This window comes from Dorea amylophila (genome assembly GCF_025567265.1).
Taxonomy (GTDB): Bacteria; Bacillota; Clostridia; order Lachnospirales; family Lachnospiraceae; genus Dorea_A; species Dorea_A amylophila.
Map to the genome: position 1 here is coordinate 99853 of NZ_JAOQJW010000007.1, position 9970 is coordinate 109822.

8 protein-coding genes are annotated in these 9970 nt (G+C 46.7%); 2 read left to right on the top strand and 6 right to left on the bottom strand.

Annotated features, from left to right (window positions below):
- The 5 genes from OCV72_RS05905 to OCV72_RS05925 form a co-directional block, all read right to left on the bottom strand.
- Positions 1 to 2046 carry a DNA topoisomerase gene (locus OCV72_RS05905; protein ID WP_055282618.1) on the bottom strand — a complete coding sequence of 682 codons (2046 nt, stop codon included), beginning with the start codon at positions 2044 to 2046 and terminating at the stop codon, positions 1 to 3.
- A gap of 71 nt (positions 2047 to 2117) precedes the next feature.
- Positions 2118 to 4256, bottom strand: a complete 2139-nt coding sequence (ppk1, locus tag OCV72_RS05910) for a polyphosphate kinase 1 (RefSeq protein ID WP_055282619.1) — start codon at positions 4254 to 4256, stop codon at positions 2118 to 2120.
- Positions 4257 to 4641: 385 nt separating this feature from the next.
- Entirely contained in the window at positions 4642 to 5727 is a 1086-nt protein-coding gene (gene asd, locus OCV72_RS05915) for an aspartate-semialdehyde dehydrogenase (RefSeq protein WP_055282621.1), read from the bottom strand.
- A 27-nt stretch (positions 5728 to 5754) separates the two neighbouring features.
- On the bottom strand, positions 5755 to 7131 hold the full coding sequence (argH, locus tag OCV72_RS05920) for an argininosuccinate lyase (protein WP_055282623.1): 1377 nt from the start codon (positions 7129 to 7131) through the stop codon (positions 5755 to 5757).
- A 146-nt stretch (positions 7132 to 7277) separates the two neighbouring features.
- Entirely contained in the window at positions 7278 to 7934 is a 657-nt protein-coding gene (locus tag OCV72_RS05925) for an epoxyqueuosine reductase QueH (protein ID WP_055282624.1), read from the bottom strand.
- Positions 7935 to 8077: 143 nt separating this feature from the next.
- Here OCV72_RS05925 and OCV72_RS05930 point away from each other — a divergent pair, with 143 nt between their 5' ends.
- Positions 8078 to 8872, top strand: a complete 795-nt coding sequence (locus OCV72_RS05930) for an ABC transporter ATP-binding protein (protein ID WP_028087695.1) — start codon at positions 8078 to 8080, stop codon at positions 8870 to 8872.
- Positions 8844 to 9731 carry an ABC transporter permease gene (locus OCV72_RS05935; RefSeq protein WP_242859224.1) on the top strand — a complete coding sequence of 296 codons (888 nt, stop codon included), beginning with the start codon at positions 8844 to 8846 and terminating at the stop codon, positions 9729 to 9731. Before OCV72_RS05930 ends, OCV72_RS05935 begins: the two co-directional genes overlap by 29 nt.
- A 41-nt stretch (positions 9732 to 9772) precedes the next feature.
- Here the strand turns inward: OCV72_RS05935 and OCV72_RS05940 are convergent, their stop codons facing one another.
- Positions 9773 to 9958: a response regulator gene (locus OCV72_RS05940; RefSeq protein ID WP_055282626.1), complete on the bottom strand. Its 186-nt coding sequence runs from the start codon at positions 9956 to 9958 to the stop codon at positions 9773 to 9775.
- Between the last annotated feature and the right edge of the window lie 12 nt (positions 9959 to 9970).

The window sequence follows — 9970 nt, forward strand, 5'->3', positions numbered from 1 at the left end:
TTATTTTTTAGTTTTTCCGGTCTTTCTCACCGGCTTCTTATAAAACTGCGCTGCCTTATCATAGCACGCCCGCATCTGATACTGATTGTTCAGACCTTTGACTGCAAGTGTGCGTCTTGATACAAAATCATCCAGCTTTTTCATATATTCATCTGATGTGATATCTCCGTCTGCCACATACGTCAGACCTTTTTCCCAGCTTGCCGTAAGTTCCGGGTTCAGGAGCGGCCGGATAGAATGGTCTACGACATCGTAGATCATTTCCCCTAACATCGTCGGCGTGACGATCTGGGTCTTTTTATTGAGGGCCAGATATTTATTATTGAATAATTTCTTCAGTATCTCGCCTCTGGTGGCACTGGTGCCGATTCCGCTTCCTTTGATCTGGGCGCGGAGTTCTTCGTCTTCGATGAGCTGTCCTGCATTTTCCATGGCAAGGATCAGCGAGCCGGAATTATAGCGCTTCGGCGGCGAGGTCTTGCCTTCTTTGATGTCCAGGGACTGCACCGGAAGGGTCATGCCTTTCTTGAGGCTCTGGATCCTGGCGAAGAAGGCTGCATCAGTGTCTTTGTCCTCGGTACTGTCTGTATTATCGTTATTGTCGTTCTTCCTGCCCGGCACGCCTGTAACTTTCAGATAGCCTTCTTCTGCCAGTACTTTGAAGCTTGAGAAGAAGGATTCTTCTTTGATTTTCGTCACGATCGATACTTTCTGATAGACAGCCGGTGGGTAGAAGATACTTAAGAATCGTCTTACAATCACATCATACACCCTCTGTGACAGATTCGGAAGTCCTTTTAGTGCTCCCATGCCCTGTCCGGTCGGGATGATCGCATAGTGGTCTGTGATCTGTTTGTCGTTGACGTATCTCGTCTTCTCCAGTCCTTTGTGGCTGCCGAATTTCACGATATCCTGAAGATATGGCTTTGCCGGTTCGTACTGCATCAGACCGTTCAAGTTCTTGTGGATCTCTTTTGCCACTGCTGTTGACAGCACGCGGGCGTCCGTTCTTGGGTAGGTGACGAGCTTTTTTTCATATAGTTCCTGGATGATCCGGAGGGTCTCATCCGGGCTGATCTTGAACCGCTTGGAACATTCATTCTGGATCTCGGCCAGGTTGAATAATAACGGCGGGTTCTTCTTTTCTTTCTTTTTTTCTATGGACACGATCTGGCAAGTCAGGGGCTGGCTGGCGTCTGACTCGCTGTTGCTTAGGAAGCGGATCAGTTCTTCTGCCTTTTCCTTTTCTTTGAATCCATTTTCCTTATAGAGGTCGAAGGATTCGAACCATTTTGATCCTTTGACTGCCCGCCATTCGCCTTCGAATGTTGCCCCTTTCTCTCCGATGGTGCTTAGGACTCTGTAGAACGGGGTCTCTACGAATTCCCTGATCTCCCGTTCTCTGCGCACGACCATGCCGAGGACGCAGGTCATAACGCGGCCTACGGATACGACAGAATATTTCGTATTCAAATAATTGGAGATGCTGTTGCCGTATTTCAATGTCAGAAGGCGGGAGAAGTTGATTCCCATCAGGTAGTCTTCTTTGGCTCTTAGGTAAGCCGATGCTGCCAGGTTGTCGTATTCTTTTAAGTCTTTTGCTTCTTTGATCCCGCGCAGGATCTCTTCTTCTGTCTGGGAGTCAATCCATACGCGGCGGCGGTTCTTGCCTTTTACGCCTGCCTGCTGCTCGACCAGACGGTAGATGTATTCTCCTTCCCGTCCCGAGTCAGTACAGACGTAGATGGTGTCTACGTCTGTGCGGTTCAGCAGTCCCGATACGATTCGGAACTGCTTTGACACTGCCGGAATGACTTCGTATTTGAATTCCTGCGGGATAAAAGGCAGAGTCTCAAGACTCCACCTTTTTAATGCCGGATCGTATTCTTCCGGATAACTCATTGTGACCAGGTGTCCGACGCACCATGTTACGATTGCTTCTGCTGATTCGAGATATCCGTCTTTTCTCTGTGTATTGATATGCAATGCCTTGGCGAACTCCTGCGCTACGCTGGGTTTTTCGGCAATGTATAGTGATTTTCCCATGTAATTGTGTTACTCCTTGGTGAGCCGATGGGGACGGGAATTACTGGCTTTTTTCCTGTCCCTGATGGCTTTTATTTTTTTCTGTGCCGGAGGGACAGGAAAAAAGCCAGTAATCCCCGTCCCCGTTGGTCTTCTTCTCGGCCGCCATGCTGTGCTTCTTCCATGAAGACTGCCTGGGAGTCCACAGCTTTTATGCCGCCGGTCCGTTTCATATATGTGCCGTCTTTCTGCATGATCCTTGCTTTCACGTTATCACTTAACATGATCTTCAGGTCATGGTTGATCTGGCGTCTGATCTGCCCGTCTAATACCGGGCAGGCTACTTCTACTCTTTTTTCTGTATTCCTTGTCATCATGTCTGCGGAGCCGATATAGATCTTCTGCTCTTTGCCAGTTCCGAAGCTGAAGATACGTGGATGTTCCAGATAGCGGCCAACCACACTCATCACTCTGACATTTTCCGTAAATCCAGGCACTCCCGGTAGTATACAGCAGATTCCGCGAACAATCAAGTCTACCCTTACTCCGGCGCAGGAGGCCTCGGATACTTTCTTTATGAAGTCCACATCTGTCACGGAGTTCATCTTCATAATGATGCGTCCTTCGTTTCCTTTTGTAATCTCCTCGTCCATCATCTGTAAGATACGGCTTTTTAGGCTGACCGGTGATACGATCAGGTATTGATAGCTGCCCTGCAGATTGCCGATGGACATATTCTTGAAAAATTCTGCGGCGTCCTGTCCGATTCGCGGATCAGCAGTCATCAAGGACAGATCGGTATACATGGCAGCTGTCTTCTCGTTATAATTGCCGGTTCCGACCTGTGTGATATACTGGATGTCATTGCGGTTCCTGTATGTGATCAGACAGATCTTGGAATGCACTTTGTAACCGTCGAATCCGTAGATTACACGGCATCCGGCTTCTTCCAGACGTTCCGACCAGTCGATGTTGTTCTGCTCGTCAAATCTTGCACGCAGCTCGATCAGCACGGTGACTTCTTTTCCATTTTCCGCAGCTGCGCACAGGTATTCCACCAGTCTTGCCTTCTTCGCCAGGCGGTAGATGGTGATCTTGATCGTCATAACGTTCGGATCTGCCGCGGCATCTTTGATCAGCTTCAGGAATGGATCCATGCTTTCGTATGGGTAGAACAACAGGATATCATTCTTTTTCACCTGTTTTAACATGTTTCCGTCCTGTACATGTGCTGATTTTTGCGGGGAGAATGGTTCGTAGACCAGTGCTTTCTTCATGGACTCCGGGAGATTTCCTGCGATGGAGAACATATAATCCAGTTTCATCGGCATCTTCGTGCGGAAGATCTGCTCCGGTGTGATCTTGAATTTCTTACAGAAGTATTCCTGCATTTCCGGTGTCAGTTTCTCCGCTGTTTCTAATCTTACTACCGCCATCCTGCGGCGTTTGTGCAGGGTACTCTGCATGAGTTTCCGGAAATCATCGGTAACCTCCAGTGCCTCATCGTCCGGAGATACGTCTGCATTTCTTGTCACGCAGATGTAGTTCGGGTCGGATACTTCGTACTGGTCAAATACCAGATCCAGGTATTCCATGATGACTTTCTCCATGCGGATATAACGGATGTCATGTCCCGGAAGCATCAGGATATCGGATACATAGGTCGGAACCGGTACGATTCCGAGGATCTGTTCTTTTTCTTTGTCGTCTTTATTCTTCCTGCTATTGATATGCTTCAGATTGGCTGTTACGTAGATATCTTTATTCATAAGATGCGGGAACGGGTGGCTGCTGTCTACGATCTGCGGAGACAGTACCGGCAGGATCTGCTCTTTGAAACATTTCTTAACATATTTCTTCTCGTCTGTCTCCAGTTCTTTAAAGTCCAGTCCGCAGACTCCGTATGGGGACAGTTCTTTCTTGATCCCGGCGTAGGTCTTGTCACGTTCTTTATATAACGGGGCAACTGCTGCGTAGATCGCATCCAGCTGCTCCTGCGGTGTCATTCCCGACCGGCTGTCTCTGTGTCTGTCGTCTGTCTGCACCATGTCATAGAGACTTCCGACACGGATCATGAAGAATTCATCTAAGTTACTGGTGAAGATGGCTACGAATTTCATACGTTCTAATAGCGGCACGCTCTTATCTCTTGCTTCTTCCAATACACGCTGATCGAATCTCAGCCAGGAAAGTTCTCGGTTCTGTGTGTAGTTCAATAATTCTCGGTCCATAGGGGCTTCCTCCGTTTCTTGCCATGGGCCATGGGGACGGTGTTTTTGGTTTTTTCAGTGTCCCCACCGGCACTTTGTAATCAGCGAGTTTATTGTATACTTTATTATAGCAAAACCATCTTTTATTCTCAACACTGAGATGTATCGTGTTCAGACTTGTGATCGGATTTTGTATCGGCAGGCGGGACCGGCTTCTTTTCTGGAGATATAACGTATAAAAAGGGCGGGAACTGCGCCTTTTTACATGTTGCAGTTCCCGCCTTTTTATATTTTATGCTTTCATCTTTTTTATGTTTTTGCCTTTTTATGTCTTCGCCTTATGAATGCTAAGCAGGTGAGTGTACCACCAGGGACACTAAAAAAGCCGGATTTCCCGTCCCCCTGGCTACTTCGCCTGGATATATCCCTTAGCAGTAAGTGCTTCGGCACAAAGCACAGCTCCGCCTGCTGCACCACGGACAGTATTGTGTGACAGTCCGATGAATTTGTAGTCATACATGCTGTCTTCTCTCAGACGTCCGATAGATACACCCATTCCGTTTTCGTAGTTAACATCTGCTTTTACCTGCGGTCTGTCGTCTTCTGACAGGTACTGGATGAACTGCTTTGGAGCACTTGGAAGTTCTGCTTCCTGTGGGAATCCCTTGAAGCTTTCCAGTTTCTCGATCAGCTGTTCTTTGGTTGGCTTCTTCTCGAAGTTGATGAATACAGCTGCTGTATGTCCATTCAGTACAGGTACTCTTAAGCACTGGCATGTGATCTTTGGCTCTTCTGCAAGTTTAATTTCACCATTTTCCAGTGTTCCGAGTACACGCAGAGGTTCTTTCTCACTCTTTTCTTCTTCTCCGCCAATGTACGGGATGATGTTCTCGATCATTTCCGGCCAGTCTTTGAATGTCTTACCTGCTCCGGAGATTGCCTGATATGTTGTAACAACAACTTCTTTTGGTCCGAATTCTTTCCATGCTGCAAGTGCAGGTGTGTAGCTCTGGATTGAGCAGTTTGGTTTTACTGCGATGAATCCGCGTGTTGTTCCGAGACGCTCTTTCTGAGTCTTGATCAGGTCGAAGTGCGCTGCGTTGATCTCAGGTACTACCATCGGTACATCTTTTGTCCAACGGTGTGCGCTGTTGTTTGATACAACCGGTGTCTCTGTCTTTGCATATGCTTCTTCGATTGCTTTGATCTCGTCTTTTGTCATATCTACGGCACTGAATACGAAATCTACGGTAGAAGATACTTCTTCTACTTCATTTACATTCTTTACGATCAGTTTCTTAACGCCTTCCGGCATTGGTGTATCCATTTTCCAACGTCCGCCGACTGCCTCTTCGTATGTCTTTCCTGCTGAACGCGGGCTTGCTGCTACTGTTACTACTTCGAACCAAGGGTGATTTTCAAGCAATGAGATAAAACGCTGTCCAACCATTCCTGTTGCTCCTAAAATACCTACTCTTAATTTCTTCTCCATCTTCTTTCTCTCCCTTTCTTTTGTTTTTTATTCAGCCATATATTTCTTATAAGCTGCGATCGACTTCTCCATCGCATCCTTTCCCGGTGCTCCGATCGTGATACGCTTATTCACACATGTCTCAAGATCAATTGCTTCATATATGTCTTCTTCAAATACCGGTGAGATCTTCTTGTACTCTTCCAGCGGAAGTGCATCTAACGGGATCTTCTTCTCGATACAGGTCAGCACTAGTTTTCCTACGATGCCATGTGCATCTCTGAATGGTACACCGTGATTTACCAGATAGTCTGCTGCATCTGTTGCGTTGGTGAATCCGTGTTTTGCACTTTCTTCCATGCGATCTTTGTTGAACTGCATGGTCTTTAACATACCGGCAAATAATGTGATGCATCCCTTTGCGGTATCCATGGCATCGAATGCCCATTCTTTATCTTCCTGCATGTCTTTATTGTATGCAAGAGGAATACCTTTCATCGTTGTAAGCAGTGCATTTAATGCACCATATACGCGTCCTGTCTTACCTCTTACGAGTTCTGCGATATCCGGGTTCTTCTTCTGCGGCATGATACTGCTTCCGGTGCTGTATGCGTCATCGATCTCCACGAACTGGTATTCATTCGAATTCCAGATGATGACTTCCTCACAGAATCTGCTCAGGTGCATCATGATGATGCTGAGTGCAGATAACAGTTCTAATAAGTAATCTCTGTCAGACACCCCGTCCATGCTGTTCAGTGTCGGTCCGTCGAATCCAAGTAATTCGGCTGTGTACTCACGGTCCAGCGGATAGGTTGTCCCCGCAAGTGCTCCGGAACCGAGCGGACAGGTATTCATACGCTTTGCGATGTCCTGCAGTCTCTCGTGGTCTCTGCGGAACATTTCAAAATATGCTCCCATGTGGTGGGCCAGTGTGATTGGCTGCGCTTTCTGAAGGTGTGTGAATCCAGGCATGTATGTCTCGACATTTTCCTCCATCACGTGAAGGATCACTTCCAGAAGTTCCTTTACCTGGGCATCGATCTCATGGATCTCGTCTCTGGTGAAAAGTTTCATATCTAATGCAACCTGGTCATTTCTGCTCCGTCCGGTGTGAAGCTTCTTTCCCGGATCGCCGATGCGGTCAATCAGTGTTGCTTCCACAAAGCTGTGGATGTCTTCATATTTATCTGATATCTCTAATTTCCCGGATTCTACATCTTCCAGGATGCCATTCAGTCCGTCTGTGATCTGTTCTTTTTCTTCTTCCGTTAAGATTCCCTGCTTTGCAAGCATTGCTACATGTGCAAGACTGCCTTTGATATCCTGCTTATAGAATCTCTTGTCAAATGTAATGGAAGCGTTGAAATTATATACTAACTGGTCTGTTTCTTTTGTGAAACGGCCTCCCCATAACTGTGCCATATGGATTTCTTCCTTTCATTTTTAAGTTTACTGTTTCCGATTTTAACACATTTCCGCGTAAAAGCAAATATTATTACAGAAATTTACATATTTATTCACCCTGAAACGTGATTTTTTTCTTAATCCATGCAATTTTCTAATTTGATTTATGCATTTTCACTGTTTTTTTCCGCCTGCTGTTCTTCCAGACGCTGACGCATGGAGAATTCACAGCCACAGTAATCCTGCCGGTAAAGCCCGTACTGTGCGGATAATTCTACGGACCGCTTATATCCGTTCTTCTTTTTGAAATCTGACGTCAGATATGCCACGCCATACTCTTCTGCAAGTTTTAATCCAATCTCATTCAATTTTGCTGCATTCTTAAGCGGGCTGATGCTGAGCGTCGTCGTGAAGTACTCATATCCTCCGGCTTTTGCAATCTCTGCGGCCTCTCTTAAGCGGAGTTCATAGCATTTGAAGCAGCGCACGCCGCCTTCTTTTACTTCTTCCAGTCCTTTTGCCATCGCATAGAATTTCTCTTTCTCATAGCTGCCCGCAATGAACTGCACCGGATATTTCGTATGCATCGCCCCGATCAGTGTCTGCTGTTCGATGATGCGCTTGCTGTATTCACTCTCCGGGTAAATGTTCGGGTTGTAATAAAGTACCGTGATCTTGAAGTAATTGCTTAAGTATTCCAGCACATAACTGCTGCACGGGGCGCAGCAGCTGTGAAGCAGAAGCGTCGGGACTTTTTCTTCTTTTTGCAGATCCGTGATTAATCTATCCAGTTCTTTTTGATAATTTATTTTTTGTAACATGTAATGACCTCTCCTGGTGTGTTAATGTCTTTCTAGCATTTCCATATCAGCATTTTACCACACACACCACATTTATTCACCTGTTTTCTGTCTGCGGCATATCTTACTTATATAGGTTATTTTTCGCTTGTAGGAGGTCTTCTATGGAACCGGTTCGGGAACAGATATTAAATCTACAGCACATTTCTTACACGTATCATACTCTGCAAGGGGAGACCCTGGCTCTGTCTGATATCTCATTTTCATTGAAAAAGGGCGAATTTGCCGCCATTGTGGGACCCTCCGGGTGTGGCAAATCCACACTGCTTTCGCTGATCTGCGGACTGCTGCCTTGTACAGAGGGGCAGATTAAGATCAACGGAAAGCCTTTGAAAGAGAGCACGACAAATGTCGGCTATATGTTGCAGCACGATGAACTCTTTGAATGGCGCACGATTTATAATAACGTAATCCTTGGGCTGGAAGTCCAGCACGCACTGACAGCGCGTACGAAGCAACGGGCACATGAGCTTCTTGACATCTATGGACTCGGTGACTTTAAGAATGCAAGGCCTTCGGAGTTGTCCGGCGGGATGCGGCAGCGTGCTGCCCTGATCCGCACACTCGTCCTGGAGCCAGAGCTTCTTCTTCTGGATGAACCTTTTTCCGCCCTGGACTATCAGACCAGGCTTCAGGTTGGCGATGACATCGGGCAGATCATCCGGAATGAAGGAAAATCTGCACTTCTGGTCACGCACGACCTGTCGGAAGCGATCTCACTTGCCGACCGTGTCATTGTCCTTTCTAATCGTCCTGCAACAATCAAACAAACGATTCCTCTGCTGTTCCATCTGGAGCACGATACTCCGTTGAACCGCAGAAGTGCGCCGGAATTCAAGAATTATTTTAATCTGATATGGAAGGAGTTAAATGAAGATGAACCGAATGTCAAAGACTGAGATTCCTGCTGCCTCTGGCACAAATATCACTTCCAATGCAAGTGCCATCTCTACCGCCGCCTCATCTTCTACAGCGCAAAGAACCTTTTTATCAAAGTACCGGCTGCACAAAAAGTTCATAGCTGCTGCCCGGGTTCTCCTTCTGGTTGCCTTCCTGTCTGTCTGGGAACTGACCGCCTCACATCAAATCATCGATTCATTTATCTTTAGCAGTCCTTCTAAGATTGCCCGGTGTTTTCTCGACATGGTCGCAGACCGCAGCATCTTCCTGCACCTTGGCGTCACCTTATATGAGACGATCGTAAGTTTCCTTCTGGTTATCGTCTTCAGTATCCTGACGGCGGTGCTTCTGTGGTTCAGTAAGAAGCTTTCAGAGATCCTGGAGCCGTATCTGGTTGTTCTAAACAGTCTGCCAAAATCCGCCCTGGCCCCGCTTCTCATCGTATGGCTCGGTGCCACACGTACCACCATCATTGTTGCCGGTATGTCGGTGGCTATCTTCGGAAGCATCCTGAATCTGTATACCAGTTTTATGTCCGCGGACCCGGGAAAGATGACGCTGATCTATACACTTGGCGGGAAACGGCATCAGGTACTGACTAAAGTTGTGCTTCCAAGTTCGATTCCAGCGATCATCAGCAATATGAAGGTAAATATCGGATTGTGTCTGGTCGGGGTGATCATTGGGGAATTTCTTGCTGCGAAAGAAGGGCTGGGGTATCTGATTATTTATTCCAGTCAGGTGTTCAAAATGGATTGGCTCCTCATGAGCATCTGTCTTCTCTGCCTGTTTGCCATGTGTTTGTATGCACTCATCAATCAACTTGAATCCTGCTACCTAAAAAGAAATAAGAGATGAGCCTCTCCGTTCATCTCTTATTTCTCCTCATTCCCTTCATCTCATCGTATAGCTGAAAGAATGGTTTTCTTAACCTTTTCTGCATCAACAGGCTTTGCAATATGTCCGTTCATTCCTTTTTCAAATGCCTTTTTTCTATCTTCCTCAAAAGCATTGGCAGTCATGGCAACAATCGGGATCGTCTCAGCATCTGGATGTTTCAGTGACCGGATTGCACTTCCATCCATTCTGTCCACGAA

Bases quoted from the DNA above. Each gene is read 5' to 3' on its own strand.
- OCV72_RS05925 (WP_055282624.1), bottom strand. From the start codon at position 7,934: ATGTTACAAAAAATAAATTATCAAAAAGAACTGGATAGATTAATCACG.
- ppk1 (WP_055282619.1), bottom strand. From the start codon at position 4,256: ATGGACCGAGAATTATTGAACTACACACAGAACCGAGAACTTTCCTGG.
- OCV72_RS05930 (WP_028087695.1), top strand. From the start codon at position 8,078: ATGGAACCGGTTCGGGAACAGATATTAAATCTACAGCACATTTCTTAC.
- argH (WP_055282623.1), bottom strand. From the start codon at position 7,131: ATGGCACAGTTATGGGGAGGCCGTTTCACAAAAGAAACAGACCAGTTA.
- OCV72_RS05940 (WP_055282626.1), bottom strand. From the start codon at position 9,958: ATGGATGGAAGTGCAATCCGGTCACTGAAACATCCAGATGCTGAGACG.
- asd (WP_055282621.1), bottom strand. From the start codon at position 5,727: ATGGAGAAGAAATTAAGAGTAGGTATTTTAGGAGCAACAGGAATGGTT.
- OCV72_RS05905 (WP_055282618.1), bottom strand. From the start codon at position 2,046: ATGGGAAAATCACTATACATTGCCGAAAAACCCAGCGTAGCGCAGGAG.
- OCV72_RS05935 (WP_242859224.1), top strand. From the start codon at position 8,844: ATGAAGATGAACCGAATGTCAAAGACTGAGATTCCTGCTGCCTCTGGC.